At 62.8% G+C, this 15,168-nt stretch carries 9 protein-coding genes; 8 read left to right on the top strand and 1 reads right to left on the bottom strand.

Going from position 1 to position 15,168, the window contains the following annotated elements:
- The first annotated feature begins 208 nt into the window (after positions 1-208).
- The 3 genes from AB1346_11160 to AB1346_11150 all read left to right on the top strand — a co-directional run bounded on the left by AB1346_11160 (position 209) and on the right by AB1346_11150 (position 7,750).
- The gene (locus tag AB1346_11160) at positions 209-4,141 is read left to right on the top strand and encodes a response regulator (protein ID MEW6720998.1); all 3,933 of its coding nucleotides are present in this window, start codon (positions 209-211) and stop codon (positions 4,139-4,141) included.
- A 19-nt stretch (positions 4,142-4,160) separates the two neighbouring features.
- The gene (locus tag AB1346_11155) at positions 4,161-5,063 is read left to right on the top strand and encodes a diguanylate cyclase (GenBank protein ID MEW6720997.1); all 903 of its coding nucleotides are present in this window, start codon (positions 4,161-4,163) and stop codon (positions 5,061-5,063) included.
- A gap of 302 nt (positions 5,064-5,365) precedes the next feature.
- Positions 5,366-7,750 (top strand): transporter substrate-binding domain-containing protein, encoded by a 2,385-nt coding sequence (locus AB1346_11150; protein MEW6720996.1) that lies wholly within the window; start codon positions 5,366-5,368, stop codon positions 7,748-7,750.
- Positions 7,751-7,765: 15 nt separating this feature from the next.
- Here the strand turns inward: AB1346_11150 and AB1346_11145 are convergent, their stop codons facing one another.
- Positions 7,766-8,188, bottom strand: coding sequence for a bacteriohemerythrin (locus tag AB1346_11145; protein ID MEW6720995.1), 423 nt, complete (start codon positions 8,186-8,188; stop codon positions 7,766-7,768).
- Between the two features lie 400 nt (positions 8,189-8,588).
- Between AB1346_11145 and AB1346_11140 the strand changes: the two genes are divergently transcribed.
- The 5 genes from AB1346_11140 to AB1346_11120 form a co-directional block, all read left to right on the top strand.
- Positions 8,589-10,301, top strand: coding sequence for a cytochrome C (locus tag AB1346_11140; GenBank protein ID MEW6720994.1), 1,713 nt, complete (start codon positions 8,589-8,591; stop codon positions 10,299-10,301).
- A 481-nt stretch (positions 10,302-10,782) separates the two neighbouring features.
- Positions 10,783-12,225, top strand: coding sequence for a TolC family protein (locus AB1346_11135; protein ID MEW6720993.1), 1,443 nt, complete (start codon positions 10,783-10,785; stop codon positions 12,223-12,225).
- Positions 12,222-13,193, top strand: a complete 972-nt coding sequence (locus AB1346_11130; GenBank protein MEW6720992.1) for a PhnD/SsuA/transferrin family substrate-binding protein — start codon at positions 12,222-12,224, stop codon at positions 13,191-13,193. Before AB1346_11135 ends, AB1346_11130 begins: the two co-directional genes overlap by 4 nt.
- Before the next feature lies 1 nt (position 13,194).
- Positions 13,195-14,157, top strand: a complete 963-nt coding sequence (locus AB1346_11125) for a PhnD/SsuA/transferrin family substrate-binding protein (GenBank protein MEW6720991.1) — start codon at positions 13,195-13,197, stop codon at positions 14,155-14,157.
- Positions 14,154-15,168 (top strand): HAMP domain-containing protein (locus AB1346_11120; GenBank protein ID MEW6720990.1); only part of this gene is annotated, 1,015 nt, incomplete at its 3' end. The genes AB1346_11125 and AB1346_11120, both read left to right, overlap by 4 nt.

The following is a 15,168-nucleotide window of genomic DNA, read 5'->3' as shown; positions in this document are numbered from 1 at the left end:
CCCCGTTCTGCCGTCCCCGTTCTGCCGTTCTGCCGGGCAAGTCAGGTCGCGGCTTGTTTTCGTGATAACCTTTTACATGGGGAGGAGGTAGTTCAGCCAAAAAGACCGGAATGCAGACGCCCGTTTCGAGAACATCCGAAACGAGCGGAAATACAAAATGAAAGTTCCCATCTCCATTCGCTTTCGTACAACAGTCTGCCTGTCCTGCATGGTCCTGGGACTCCTTTTGTTCGGTGCCGCGGAGCTGCAAGCAACGCCCACGGTGCAGATCCTGATTATTCATTCCTATTCGCAGGAATATCCCTGGACCAAGGGGCAGCACGAAGGGTTCATCCGGACGCTGGACGCCGCAAGCGCTCAGGTGGAATTCCTCTTCGGCACCGAGTATCTGGATACCAAGCGACGGCCGTATGACGAGGCATACGCGACCGAACTGGCGCGCCATTTACGGATCAAGTATGCGAACAGCAAACCTGCGGCGATCTATCTCACGGACGACAACGCCCTGTTGTTCTTTCGCGATCACCTGGCCCGCGTCTTTCCCGGCGTGCCGGTTTTCTTTTCCGGCGTGAACGACTACGGCGTGCGCAACAGTCTCGATCCCGCAATTTACACCGGGGTTTTCGAGCGCAAGGAGTTCGAGGCCAATATCGAGTGGCTGCTCCGCGTGGACAGGAATGCCAACAACCTGATTTTCGTCGGCGACGACAGCAACACGTATCGGGCCATCGAGAGGGAACTGCGGGAGGACCTGATCCCATACCGTCTGCGCGCCACCTTCGTCGCAGAGAAGAGATCGGATCGTCTCCTGGCGCGGCTGCGCGATCTGCCGGGGAAATACGTCTTTCTGACCACGCTCGGTGGAATCACCAACGAAAACGGAGAGGTTTTACATCTGCGCGAGATTCTTCAGGACCTCGCGCGTACTGGCCGCGTCCTGATCAGCATGGAAGATGCTTATATCATTGAAGGCGTGCTGGGCGGCTACGTGACGAGCGGCAGGAAACAGGGCATGAACGCCGCGGAATTCCTGCTGGCCTATCTGCGCGGAACGCCGGTTGCCGATTTGCCGCCGAAGCTCGAAAGTCCGAATGAACTGGTTTTCGATGACCGGGTCCTCCAGCGGTTCGATATCCGCCTGCCTCCGGAACTTCGATCCCGGGCCGTCCTCCTGAATCCGCGCCCGGGCTATTACGAAAGATTTCGATCCTGGATCATCGGCATATCGATCGCGATGGCCGTTTCGCTTTTTTCGGTCGTTGCGGCGTCGATCGTCATCATGTCGCGCAAGAACAGGGAATTGATTCTTTCGCAAAACCGCATCGAGTCGGTCAATACCCTGTTCCGCCAGTTGGCCGAACAGAGCAGGACCGTGCACTGGGAAATCGATGCGGAGGGGCTCTATACCTACATCAGCGCCGTATCGACGGCGGTCCTCGGCTATCGGCCGGAAGAGATTATCGGCAGGAAAAGCTTCCTCGACCTCCGCACGGCCGAGGGGTACAAGGCGTTCGGGGCGGCGGGGATCGAAACGTTTGCGGGCGGAAAACCCATCCGCGACCTGGAGAACGTCGTCCGGACGAAAGACGGACGGCAGATCTGGATGTCTACCAGCGGGATTCCCTCCCTGGACGGCGACGGCGCCGTCACGGGATATCGCGGTTCCGACACCGACATCACCGAGCGCAAACACGCCGAGCAGGTCCTCACGGAAGCCCGGAAGGAGTTCGAATACATTTTCGACAACAGCTATGTCGGCATCCTGCATTTGAAGGAAGGTCGGATCATCGCCCGCTGCAACAAACGGATGGCCGAGATTTTCGGGTACGGCTCTCCCGAGGAAATGGTCGGCAGAAGTACGAGATGCCTGCATCTGGACGAAAACAGATACAAGCTGTTCGGAGAGATGTATTTCTCGAAACTGGCCCAGGCGGAGCAGTTCCAGATCGAATTCCAGATGCGCCGCAAGGACCGCTCCACCGTGTGGTGCGTCCTGTCCGGCAAGGCCATCGACCCGTCGAACCTGGATCGCGGCACCATCTGGGTCATCGACGACGTGGAGAACCGTAAGCGCGCCGAGGCGGAGCTGCTGGAGACCAACCGGAATCTCGAAGAGGCCACGGCCTGCGCGACCCGGCTGGCCGCGGAGGCCGAGCAGGCCAACGTCGCCAAGAGCGAGTTCCTCGCCAACATGAGCCACGAGATCCGCACCCCCATGAACGGCGTGATCGGCATGACCGGCCTGCTCCTCGACACGGAATTGAGCGGCGAGCAGCGGCATTATGCGGAAATCGTCCGCGCAAGCGGCGAGTCGCTTCTCGGGCTGGTCAACGACATCCTCGACTTCTCCAAGATCGAGGCGGGGAAGGTCGAGCTGGAGGTTCTGGACTTCGACCTCACGGGGTTGCTGGAGGACTTTGCCGCCTCGCTGGCGGTGCGCGCCCAGGAGAAGGGGCTCGAGCTGCTCTACGATGTCGATCCGCGGGTGCCGACGCTGCTGCGGGGCGATCCCGGCCGCCTGCGGCAGGTCTTGAACAACCTGGCGGGAAACGCCGTCAAGTTCACTTCTGCCGGAGAGGTGGCGGTGCGCGTCTCGCTGGAGGAGGGCAACGAAGAGAACGTTCTTCTGCGCTTCGCGGTGCGCGATACGGGCATCGGCATCCCCGAAAGCAAGATCGGCATGGTGTTCGAGAAATTCAGCCAGGTGGACGCGTCGACCACGAGACAGTACGGCGGCACCGGCCTGGGATTGGCCATATCGAAGCAGCTCGTCGAGTTGATGGGCGGCGAGATCGGCGTGGAGAGCGAATACGGAAAGGGATCGGAATTCTGGTTTACCGCGCGCATCGGAAGGCAGCCGGCAGGCGCGCAGACGGAAAGCGTCCTTCCCGCGGAGCTGGCCGGCGTGCGCGCGCTGATCGTGGACGACAACGCCGCAAGCCGCGAAATCCTGACGAAGCGACTGGCCTCTTGGGGCATGCGCACATCGGCGGCCGAGAACGGGCCCGACGCGCTCAAAACTCTCGAATGGGCGCTGGCCGCGAAAGACCCGTTCCGCATCGCGTTGATCGACATGCAGATGCCGGAAATGGACGGCAAGTCCCTGGGATTGGCCATCCGGGCGGATGCGCGATTGGCGGGCCTTCGGATGGTGATGATGACTTCCATGGGGAACCGGGGCGACGCCCGGCGTTTCCAGGATGCCGGCTTCGCGGCGTATGCGACCAAGCCGATACGGCACCAGGAGCTGAAGGCCGTCCTGTCGCTGGCGTTGGCCGATCGGGAAGCGGCCGATGCGATGCCGAGGACCATCGTGACGCGCCACATGGCCCGCGAGACGTTGAAGCCGTTTTCCGGCCGGACCGCGCGCATCCTGCTGGCCGAGGACAACATCACCAACCAGCAGGTGGTGCAGGGGATCCTGAAGAGGCTCGGCCTGGCCGCGGATGTGGCGCCCAGCGGCGCGGATGCCGTCAAGGCGCTGGAAACCATCCCGTACGACCTGGTCCTGATGGACGTGCAGATGCCGGTGATGGACGGCCTGAAGGCCACGGGCGTGATACGCGATCCCGGCTCCCCCGTCCGGAATCACCGGATTCCCGTCATCGCCATGACGGCCCACGCCATGCGGGGAGACAGGGAAAGATGCCTGGAAGCCGGCATGGACGACTATGTCTCCAAGCCGGTGTCGCCGCATGCGCTGGCGGAGGTCCTGGAGAAGTGGCTTCCGGCGGAGGCCGACAAGGGGCGAAAACAGGAGCCGGGTGCGCGTGCGGCGTCCGATGCCGCGAAATCGAAGGAACAGAAATCGCCGGTCTTCGACCGGGCGGCCATGATGGCCCGGCTGATGGATGACCCGGAGCTGGCGCGCACAGTGTCCGAAGGATTCCTGGAGGACATTCCCCGGCAGATCGAGGTGCTGCGGGAATGCCTGATCGCCGGCGACGCCCCGGGGGGCGAGCGTCATGCGCACACCATAAAGGGGGCATCGGCTTCCGTCGGAGGGGAACGATTGCGGGAGGCGGCCTTCGAGATCGAAAAAGCGGCCAGGGCCGGAGACCTGGAGGGCGCCATGGCACGGATGGCGCGGCTGGAAACGGAGTTCGACCGGTTGAAGCGCGAGATGGCGAAAGAGCTCTGACGGCCTGGAGGTTGTCCCCATGCGGATCCTGATCTCCGAGGACGATTTCACTTCCCGCACGATGCTGGCGGCCGTGCTGAAAAAGAGCGGCCACGAGGTGGTGGTCACCGAAAACGGCGCCGAGGCATGGGACGCGCTGCGGAAACCCGATGCCCCCCCGCTGGCCGTTCTCGACTGGATGATGCCGGAGATGGACGGATTGGAGGTGGTTCGCCGGGTTCGCGCCATGCGGACCGACCGGCCTCCTTACATCATCCTGCTGACCTCCAAGGACGAGAAGGTGGACATCATCGCCGGCCTGGATGTGGGGGCGAACGATTACCTGACCAAGCCGTTCGATCCGGGAGAGCTTCGCGCCCGCGTCGAGGTCGGACGGCGGATGGTCGAGATGCAGGCCGCCCTGGTCGAAAGCCGGGAAGCGCTCGCGCACCAGGCCACCCACGATCCGTTGACTGGCATGCTGAACCGCCGGGCCATCCTGGATCGGTTGAACGAGGAGTTCGCGCGCGCCCGGCGGCAGGGGGACTCCCTCGCCGTCGGGGTGTGCGACATCGACCATTTCAAGCGGATCAACGATACCTATGGGCACCAAACCGGCGATGATGTGCTATGCGAGCTTGCGCGGATATTGACAAGGAACATCCGGAAGTACGATTTCGTGGGGCGGATCGGAGGGGAGGAGTTCCTGGTCGTCATGCCGACGAGAGCAGGGGTGGAATGCACGGCCCTGTTCGGGCGGATGTGCGGCGACGTCGCCGGAACTGAGATGAAGACAAGATCAGGCGCGCTTTCCGTGACGGTGAGCATCGGCGTGGCATGTTCGGCCGGGAAAAGCACGGTGGACGAGCTGCTGGCCGCGGCGGACGCGGCGTTGTACCAGGCCAAGAGCGAAGGCCGCAACCGCGTGGTTTATGAGCGGTGAATGCGGAACAGGCAAAACGTCAGAACCGGGACGTTCGTGAGAACTTCCGCAGAAGTGGGACAGAGATACAGAGAAGGAAACCATGAACCGAAGAATGGGGGGAGCATAGAACCGGGACGTTCATGAGAAGGCTTGCTGATACTGCCTGTCAGCCTTCTCACGAACGTCCCGGTTCTATGCTCCCATCACCTTGCATCTCTGTCCCTGATTTGCGGAAGTTCTCAGGAACGTCCCTGTTCTTATGTTTCCTTTACGTCTAAACTCTAAGGTATTGCGTCCCGGAAGGACGCGGAAAGAGGAGCATGCCAGAAACGGATATGAATCGCCGTCCCGGAAAACGGTCCTCATTTCCTGTTCCTGCTCTCATTATTGTCGTTTTTGCTTTTCTTACAACGTGTTGGGCGGCGGGCACCTGCATCGCTTCGAACGGTTCGCGCGAAGTCCGCGCCGGAAGCGAACAGGATTTCCGTCCGTACGCGTTCACGGACAAGGATGGCCGGCCGACCGGCTTCGGCGTCGAGTTGCTCAAAGCGGTGGCGGACAGCATGGGGTTGCCCATCCGGTTCACCTCCGGCTCATGGGACAACGTGTGGAGCGGCCTTGTCGCCGGGCGGATCGATGTGCTGCCGGTCGTGGCGCGGACGCCGGGTCGCGAGCGTCTCGTCGATTTCAGCGTGCCGCATACGGAAACATTCGACGCGTTTTTCGTCCGTGAAGGACGGTCGGCATACCCGTCCCTTTCCGCCGCCGCGGGCAGGGAGATCGTCGTGCTGCGCTCCGATGCGGCCCACCACGAACTGGTCGGGCGAAAGTTTGCCGGCATCGTGGTCCCGGTCGAGTCGATTCCGGAGGGGTTACGGCTGATCGCCGAGGGCAGGCATGACGCGATGTTGTGCTCGAAGCTCGTCGGGGTGCTCGAACTCGGGCAGGCCGGCATCGAAGGCGTCATGCCGGGGCCGCCGATTCCCGAGTATAAACGAGTCTTCTCGTTTGCCGTCCGCAAGGGCGATGCCGAGTTGCTCGAGAAGCTGAACCAGGGGCTGCGCATCGTCAAGGCCACCGGCGAATACGAGCGGATATATGAGCGATGGCTTGCGGTCGAAAATCCGTGGCGCAAGTGGCTGCCGTACTTCAAGTGGGTCACTTACGGTCTTGTCGTTCTGGCCGCGTCGGTGATCACGCTGCAGTGGCTCGTGCGCAAACGCACTCGCGAACTGAATCGCGCCATGGACATGCTCCGTGACTTGAACGCCACTTTGGAGCAGCGCGTTGCGGAGCGCACGGCCGAGCTGCGCGAGAGCGAGGAGAGGTTGCGCCTGGCGCTGGATGCCGCCCGGATGACGGCATGGGAATACGACCCGGCCTCCAACAAGGTCACCTTCTCCGAGAACGCCGGGAAGGTGCTGGAGCTTCCGAGGAAACCCGCGAACGGCGATCAGGCCTACGATCTTATTCATCCCGACGACCGGGAACGCCACCGGACGCCGGTCGTCAAAGCCATCGCGACCGGAGGCGGCTACGAGAGCGTATACCGGCTCGCTTACGGGGACCCTGCGATCTGGGTGGAGGAACATGGCCGGGCCGTGGTGGACGCGGCGGGAAAGACCGTCCGGCTCGTGGGAGTATCGCAAAACGTCACCGACCGCAAACGGGCCGAGGAAGCGGTGCGGGAGAGCGAGTCGAAATATCGCAACCTCTTCGAGAACATGGCCGAGGAAGTGCACTTCTGGCAACTGGTGCGCGACGGGGCCGGAAACATCGAGACCTGGCGGCTGGTGGACGCCAACCCGCCCACGCTGAAATCGTGGGGGCGCAGCAGCGTGGAAGGGATCCGCGGGAAAACCACGGATGAGATCTTCGGCCCGGGCGCGACGGATCATTACATGCCGGTCGTCCGGAAGATCATGGCCGATGGAGTGCCCTACTCCTTCGAAGATTACTTCCCTCACCTCGACAGGCACTTCCGGTTCACCAGCGTCCCGCTCGGCGAGTATTTCATCACCACGGGCGCGGACATCACCGCGATGAAAAAGGCGCAGGAAGCGTTAAGAACGTCCCTTTCGGAAAAGGAGATCCTGCTCAGGGAGCTTTCGCACCGGACGAAAAACAACATGCAGGTGATCGGCAGTCTCTTGTCGCTACAGATTTCCTCTTCGGCGGACGGAAAGCTGGCGAGCGTCCTCGAAGACACCCAGGGGCGGATCCGCGCGATGGCGCTGGTTCACGAGAAGCTTTACCGAACCGGCAACTTTGCCTCGCTGAACGTGAAGGATTATCTGACGGACCTGGTCTCCGCCATCCTTCAGATCCACCTGGCCGATGTCGGACACGTCCGGATGGAGTCCGATCTGGACGACATTTCCATTTCCATCGACGCGGCGCTGACTCTGGGACTGATCGTAAACGAACTGGTCTCGAACTCCCTCAAACATGCCTTCCCCGGCGGGAAATCCGGGGAGATCTTCCTGTCGCTGAAGCGTCATGGGGAGAAGACGGAGCTCAGATTCCGGGACGACGGTCCCGGATTGCCGCCTGACTTCGACCTTTCCCGGCTCGGGTCGCTGGGGCTGAAACTTGTCCAGAACCTGGCGGTGAGGCAGCTTCGGGGGACGATGGAGATCCGGCGCGGGAACATCACCGAATTCGTGTTCCGGTTCGACAGCCTGAGTCACATGACGGGCGTTTAGGCAATTAAGGAACGGTCAGGTGATGAAGGGCATATCTCTCTTCATGAACGCGCCGAGTCCCTGGTCAGTCTTGAGGATGTGCAAGGTCCACCAGTTCGTCATGAACTTCCGGAACTCTGCGATGAGCAGCGCATCGCCGGCGCCCCCCGTGAGGTCGGCCCTGTAGGCGCTGAAATCGCGCGTGAACGCTTGGTGCTGCGAACGGTGTCCCGCCGCCTCGCCGTATCCCCGCATTTCGAGCTGGTCGATATACCGCTCTTCATCTCCGAAATGCCTGAAGACGTACTGATCGAAGAAAAGGAATAGCTCCCGGATTTCGTCCGCATCCCGGTTCTCCTCAACACCCGCCAGGAGGCGGTTGATGCGGCGGAACAGCTCCTTGTGCTGCTCGTCGATTTCGACGATTCCCGTGGAAAGATTCTGGTTCCATTCGAGCATGGCCGTCGATGTCCCTTCGGGTCGCTTTCAGCGGTTAGTGACGCCGGCGGTTCGCATCCGATCGAGCTTAATTCTCTGACGGTATATTCGGATCTTTTCCCGATTCCTTAAATCGGAGGAAACGGCCGGGCGGACCCTCGAGCATTGCCGACAGATAAATTTCTCATGTGCGTGGGAAAATTCTCACGATATCCGGCTATTTTTTCAATCGCTTACGCTTACTGTTTGTCGAAAAGCCCCGCCGTCCGGCCGGTTGCGCGTTGCAGTCGCTTGAAAGGGGGCAGGCACGCGGCTTGCTGTTTTTCTATGATTGATCATCAACCATTTGACCCCGTCCCATGGACCGTAGCGCCCGCGGGGCGATCCGGACACCAACCGTAGCGGCATGGAGGGGGAAGCCATGGCGTCGCATCGGACCGCCGTACGCGCGGGACTGTTCGTCGTTGTCGCGATCTTGGCAGCCGTCTGCGGAGGAGGCGGAGGAGGAATCGGCACGGCGCCCGGAACCCCGCCCGGAACGACACCAGGAACGCCGGTGTCCGGAGCTCCTCCCCAAACGGCGTCGCACGCCCTGATCGCCTGGAACGACCTGGGAATGCACTGCATGGACAACGATTATTCGGTGTTCAGCATCCTCCCCCCGTACAACAACTTGCATGCCCAGCTCGTGGACCGGGCGACCGGCCGCGCCGTAACCGCCGGAGTGACCGTCACTTACGAGGCCACGGCGGATACCCGGGCCTCCGTCAATTCGACCAGCGCGGGGAAGACGAGCTTCTGGAGCTACGTCCAGGCGCTCTTCGGCGTGTCGCTCCCGGTGAACATGGGCCTTGCGGGGAACGCCGCGCCCGCCGCCGCGCCCGCATCGCTGGTGTACGACAGCGCCGCCGGCTTCTGGAGAGCCGAGGGGATTCCCATAACCGCCGTGGACGACGCCGGTCTTCCGAACTTCTATCCGATGGTGAGGGTTGTGGCAAGGGACGCGCAGGGCACGCTGCTCGCCGAGACGAAGACCGTCCTCCCGGTGAGCGACGAGATGACGTGCAAGAGGTGTCACGCGTCGGGCGGCAGCGAGGTCGCGAGGCCGCCGGCCGGTTGGGTGTTCGACGACAATGCGGAGAGAGATTACCGTCTGAACATACTCCGGTTTCACGACAGCGAGAATTTCGCGAGTCCGACGAGCAGCGCCCTCTACGCATCGGCGCTTGCCGGGGCGGGGTACAACGCCACGGGGCTGGAGAACACGGTGCGGCTCGACGGCAGGCCGGTCCTCTGCGCCGCGTGCCACGCTTCCAACGCGCTAGGTACCGCCGGCGCTCCCGGAGTCAAGCCGCTGACCGCCGCTGTCCACTCCAGGATGGCCACGGCGGAGCTGCCCCCGACGGGCCTTCAGCTGGACAGTATAACGGACCGTTCGGCCTGCTACGCCTGTCACCCGGGGGGAGTGACGCAGTGCCTCCGCGGGGCGATGGGGAATGCGAAGGACGCGGCCGGGAACCCGACGATCCAGTGCCGGAGCTGTCACGGCAACATGTCCGCCGTGGGGGATCCGGCCCGCCGCGGATGGATCGATTTGCCCGATTGCAGCCAATGCCACTACCTTTCCCCCGCGACAGGGACTTACGTCCGGGACATCGGCGTGTTCGCGCCGGGGGGAGCGGAGCGCCCGGCCTCCGGAATCTTTGCGAGCCCGGTTCTGTACAAAGCCGGGACAGGGCACGGGGGCATGCGGTGCGAGGCGTGCCATGGCCCCACACACGCGGAGTACCCCTCCTCCGAGCCGAACGACGCGGTCCAGGGCGTGCTGCTCCAGGGGCACGCCGGGAAGATCACGGAGTGCGGCGTCTGCCACGCAACCGTTCCCTTGACGGGGGACGGCGGGCCGCACGGTCTCCACACCATCGGCCAGGCGTGGGTCACCGCACACAATACCTTCGTGGCCGGCGACCCGGCGCAGTGCAGGCCATGTCACGGACCGGATTACCTCGGCACCTTTTTGTCCGCGGTCTCACTCGATCGATCCGTGACGATCGATGAGCAGCTCACCAAGATATTGGCGAGAGGCCGGCAGGTGGGATGCTTCGACTGCCACGACGGCCCGCGCGGCGGTTAAAACCGTAAAACCGGGACGTTCCTGAAAACGTCAGAACTTCCGCAAAAAAGGGACAGACCTTCGGGCGCATAACGAGGGCCGTCCCGAAGCTCAACTCTTCATCCTGGATAATTCAGGAATCTCCCCGTTTTATTTCTAGTTCATCTCTGTCCCGGTTCTGCGGAAGTTCTGACGTTTTCAGGAACGTCCCTGTTTTGCGGTTCTTAAAGAATATTATTGAAAATCCGATATGTTTAACGCGGATCGGGCTCAGAGGAGGAGATTCCTTTTTCATGGAACGGTATCGATTTGCAGGACGTACTTCGAGTCAACGTCGGCGGATCCGGGGGAAGGATTTTCACCGTGGCGTCGCAGGAATTCCCAGATCCCATCTTTATTAGCGAACTCCCCGGAAAGAAGATAAAATGACGGACCAACTTGAGAATGAAGGTCGATTGAATCGGATATCGCCCGGATATTAAAGGGCAACAAGGGGTTCAGAATGAGAATTACCGCCGCTTGCCTTGTTGCCGCCCTGATCGTTCCGGGAGCCGGCACGGCGCCGGCCTGCGCCCAGGAGGTAAAAGATTCTCCGGCGCGGGTCCTTTCCCTTTCCGAGTGCCTGGCCATTGCCCTCGAAAACAACCGCTCGCGTCCCGTGTCCCGGTTTAACGTGGAGATCGCCGAGGCGCAGCTTCAGCAGGCGCTTTCATCCTATTGGCCGCGGCTGGATGCGAAGGCGGTCCTCACCCGCATGGACGAAAGCCCGAACTTCATCTTTCCGCAGACCTCCATCGGCTTGCCCGGCTTCACCCTGCCAGTTCCACCGCCCGTCGGGCCGCTGCCGATCCCTCCGCAGACCGTAGCCGTCCCGGATCAGAACATCAAGGTGATGGATCGGGACAACGGCTTGTACTCGCTGAGCCTGGCGTACCCGCTCTACACCGGCGGAATGCGCCCGGCGATCGTGAAGCAGGCCGAAAGCGGCCTGGCGGCGGCGAAGCAGGAGGTGCGGCGCACCGACCTGCAGGTGGCCTACGACGTGAAGCGGTTCTACTACGGCGCGGTGCTCGCCAGGAAGCTGCGCGTCATCGCGTCGGATGCGCTCGACCGGATGCAGGTCACGCTGGACCTCACCGAAAGCCTCTACAAGGGCGGGTCGACGAAGGTGAAGAAGACCGACTACCTGCGCAACAAGACGACCGTCGAGGCGCTGCGCTCCACCTTCGCCCAGCTCAAGGGAACCGAGCGGCTGGCGATGGCGGCCCTGACCAACGCGATGGGGATTCCCTGGGACGCCGAGATCGACGTCGCGGACTCGGACATTCCCTATCGTCCGTACGAGGGCGACCTGCGGAAATTCGTCGCAGGCGCTTATGCTTTCAACCCCGACTGGAAGGCGCTGGAGGAAGGGATCCGGGCGGCGGAGGGGCGGTTGGACGAGAAGAGGGCGGGGCACCTACCGAGGATCGCCCTGGTGGGGAACCTGTCGCACATCGAGAATTCCTACAACAAAGGGCTCGTCACTCCCGAAAACGTGAATTCCTGGACCGCCGGCATCGCGATGGAGCTTCCGATATTCCACGGTTTCCGCACGGCGGGCGAGATCCGGGAGGCCAGGGCCCGCCTCGAGAAGCTGCGGCAAGAGAAGATCCTGCTGCAGGAGGGGATTGCCCTGCAGGTGAAGGACGTGTTCCTCCGGATGGCGCGCAGCCGGGAGCAGCGGAAGGCCATGGAAACGGCCGCCCGCACGGCCGAGGAGAACCGGGACCTCAACGAGCGCGCGTACCGGGAGGAGCTCGTCGAGACGGAGGACGTCATCGAAGCGCAGCTGATCGAGTCGTTCATGAAGGCGGGCAACGAGAAGACGCTCTACGATCACGCGGAAGCGCAGGCGCGGCTCGAGCTGGTCGTGGGGACGCAGATCGAGGCGGTCCTGCGGTGATCGGCCGCAACTACGATGTCCCGTTCCGCCGCCGTGCGCGGACCGGAATGCGGCGCCTCCTCCTTCCGCTCTGTTGGTTTGTGGCATGGTGCCCGGCGCAGGCGGCGTGGAGCGCGGAGCCGACGCCCGCTCCCGATTCCGTGCCCCTGGTGGTCGGCTTCTCGGCGAACGTTTTCGCGGACGTGGATCTTGAGGGGGCGAAAGGCGTCGCCGGGATCTGGACGGATCAGATCCATCGGCGCCGGTTCCGGAACGGGTCCTCGGAGACCATCGTGTTCAAGGACCTGGCCGGGGTCGAGAAATCGCTTTTGCAGGGGAGCGTGGACCTGTTGGGGATCATCTCCAGCGACTACATGCATCTCAAGGACCGCGTCCCGATCGAGCCGGCCTTCACGACCGCCATCGACAACGGCATCTACCAGTACATGGTGCTGCTGGTCCGCAAGGATGCCGGCTTCCGTGAGATCAGGGATCTGCGCGGAAAAAGGTTGAACGCGACACAGGGAAATCTGGGAACGCTGCATCTCGTCTGGCTGGAGACGTTGCTGATGAAGGAAGGCGCGCGCTCGGCGGAGGAGTTCTTCTCGTTCGTGAAAGCCGTCAAGCGGCCGTCCCAGGCGATCCTGCCGGTCTTCTTCCGGCAGGCCGACGCGTGCCTCGCCACGCGGAGGTCGTTCGAGCTGGTATGCGAGCTGAACCCCCAGGTCGGGAACGAGATGGAGGTGCTGGCGGAGTCCCCCGGCCTGGTGCAGGGAATGGTCGCCTTCCGTCCCGGTTACAGCAAGGCCCACAAGGAAATGGTATCGGAGTCGTTGATGAGCTTGAGGGCGGATCCGCAGGGACTGCAGCTCCTCAACCTGTTCCGGATCCACCGGATGATCCCGTTCCGCCCCGAGCACATCGAATCGGTCGAGGAGCTGTTCCGTCAGCACCGGGCGCTGCGAAACCGGACGGCGAGGGAGAACTGACATGCGTCCGCGGATGCCGCATCTCCCGTCCCGCCTCGGTCTGGTCTGCCTCCTCTGTCTGGCTTGCCTCTTTTGCCTGGCCCATCCCGCCCGCCGCCTGGCCGCGGGGGAAGCGACAAGCCCGTTCGGGGACAACGGCTTCCGGTTCGGCTATACCACCAGCCTTCTTTCCGAGGTCAGCCGTGCGGACGCGGAAGCCGCGATGACGCTGTGGTCCCGGGAACTGCTTCGGATCGGCGGATATTCCGTGTCGGCGGACCTCACCGTGTACGACGACCTCCCGTCGTTCGTTTCGGCGATCCGCAACAACGAGATCGATTTCATCGCGCTTTCTTCCCTCGAATTCCTGAAGATCCGGGACCAGGTCCCGATGGAGCCGGCGCTGTTCGGTGACCGGGACGGGAAACCGGGCGACGAGCATATGGTGATCGTCCGTGCAGACAGCGGGGTGCGCGGGCTCAACCAGCTTCGGGGCGCGCGGCTGACGAGGGTTTCCGGGGCGAACGGAGATATCGGCGCCCTGTGGATCGACTCCCTGCTGGCGAAACAGGGATTGCCCTCCTCGCAACGGCATTTCGGAAGCGTGAAGGAATTCATGAAGGGGCAGCAGGCGATCCTGTCCGTGTTCTTTCGGCAGGCCGATGCCTGCCTCGTGGGGAAAATCGCATACGACATGGCGGTGGAGCTGAATCCCCGGCTTGGGAAAGAGCTCGCCGTCCTCGCGGTCTCCCCCGTGTATCCCGTCGCCGTGACCTGTTTCCGGAAGGCGCTGACACGGGCGCAGAAGGATGAATTCGTCCGGCTGGCCTTCGGAATGCAGGACACTCCGGCCGGGAAGCAGATCCTTACCCTGTTCAAGATCAACCGCCTTTCCCGGAACTATCAGGGTGCGTTCGACCCCCTCATCGAGCTCGTAAGGGAGAGCGAAGGACGGAAATCCGCGAAGAAGAGAGTCCCGGAATGAGCGAAGATCGGCCGGCGCCGGGGAAAAAGACGTTCGCCTTCCGCCCGCGCAATATCGCCCTGCGGGCGGCGATCTACTCGTGGCTCCTGGTGATCGCGTCGCTCCTGCTGTACCTCGCGCTCGCGCTGCCGTACCAGAAGCGGGTCATCATCGGCAACATGGGCTCGGAGGCGCGCAACATCGCCTCCTCGATCAGCCAGGTGACGGCCACCGCGATCGTGGCGGAGGACTACAGCAGCGCCATCGAGCACTGCATGAAGGTGCTCAAGGACAGCGATTCGCTGCTGTACGTCATCATCACCCGCAACGACGGGTTTTCGCTCGTCCATACGCGGAAGGAGTGGTATCAGGACCAGCTCGAGGGGGAATGGAGGGCTCCATCGGCATCCCGGGAAGCCTCCGGGGGATTCCGCCGGAGCGGCATCGTGGACCGGGAGGTGTTCAACTTCTCCGTTCCGTTCGGGTATTCCGGGATCGACTGGGGATGGATCCACATCGGTCTTTCGCTCGAGAAGTACCGGGCGGACCTGCGGGACCTCTATATCCGGACGCTGGTGCTGATCGGGGTGTGCGTCCTGATCACCCTGGCGGCTTCGCTGGTCTTCTCGCGGAAGCTCACCCGGCCCATCCATACCCTCGACCGGATCACCCGGCGGGTCGCGGCGGGAGACCTCGATGCGAGGGCCGACGTCCGCACCGGCGACGAGCTGGAAAGCCTGGCCGACTCCTTCAACCGGATGACCGAGGGGCTGCGGGAATCGCGGCGGGAGCTGCTCCTGGCCCAGGAGTACACGGAGGACGTCATACGGTCCCTGAACGACGCACTGGTCGTGGTGGACGCGGAAGGCGTCATCATCCGGGCGAACGCGGCGACCCTCGACCTGCTCGGCTATCCGGAAGAGGAGATCCTCGGATTGCCCATCGCCCGGATCCTCGGCGAGCCGGATTCCGTCGTTCGGGAGCTGCTCGCCGGCACCGCCCGTTCCGGAAAGGATCCGGCGGCCATGGTCC

The organism is Thermodesulfobacteriota bacterium (genome assembly GCA_040758155.1).
Taxonomy (GTDB): Bacteria; Desulfobacterota; Deferrimicrobia; order Deferrimicrobiales; family Deferrimicrobiaceae; genus UBA2219.
Note: the sequence above shows the minus strand (reverse complement) of the source record. Positions and strands in the feature narration are given on the sequence as shown.